Here is a 623-nt window from a genome sequence, read left to right as displayed (position 1 = left end):
TGGTGTTTGATGTGTTTTTCCACATTTCCTACATTTGTAAATTGTGGATTCTATTTTTTGATTTTTATTCAGATTTCTAAGACCATAATCATGTATTTTAAATGAGTCTGAACCACAACATTCACATTTAAAATCACTATTATCGATGTAACGACATTTAAGACTCCTACCTGTCATTTCTTCCAATGTTTGATGATATGTTGGGTCTACACGATTATCTAAGTATAATATTTCTTCTTCTATCACAACTCTCTTGGTACCATCAGTATTATATATTTTAACATTCAAATTATTACTTGGAGGAAGTTTGTTTTCTCTTTGCATAGATTTAACTATATTCTTCCTCCATTTAATTAATGTTATTATACTCACTTTTTTTTGAATTATACTGAACATTACATGTATATGTTGTACTTTTCATTGAATTTTTTCACTTGTTCACCCTGAAGTTTTTGACACAGTCAATTTTTTAATAATAAATATTTTAGTTCTTTTAGGAGTTTATCCATAATTAAAATAAAGGTTTATGATTGTTGGATATGGTTTTAGATGTTTTTTAGTTTTTGTTTTAGTTTTTTGGTCTATTTTTTGTGTTTTAGTTTTAAACTTTTTAAATGTGTTTT

The 623-nt window shown here is 25.7% G+C and carries 1 protein-coding gene; it reads right to left on the bottom strand.

From position 1 onward, the window contains the following. Positions 1-396: hypothetical protein (locus MBFIL_RS05445; RefSeq protein ID WP_211261709.1), on the bottom strand; the 396-nt coding region annotated here is incomplete at its 3' end. Positions 397-623: the final 227 nt, after the last annotated feature.

It is taken from the genome of Methanobrevibacter filiformis, assembly GCF_001639265.1.
Taxonomy (GTDB): Archaea; Methanobacteriota; Methanobacteria; order Methanobacteriales; family Methanobacteriaceae; genus Methanacia; species Methanacia filiformis.
This window is presented reverse-complemented; position numbering and strand designations above follow the sequence as displayed.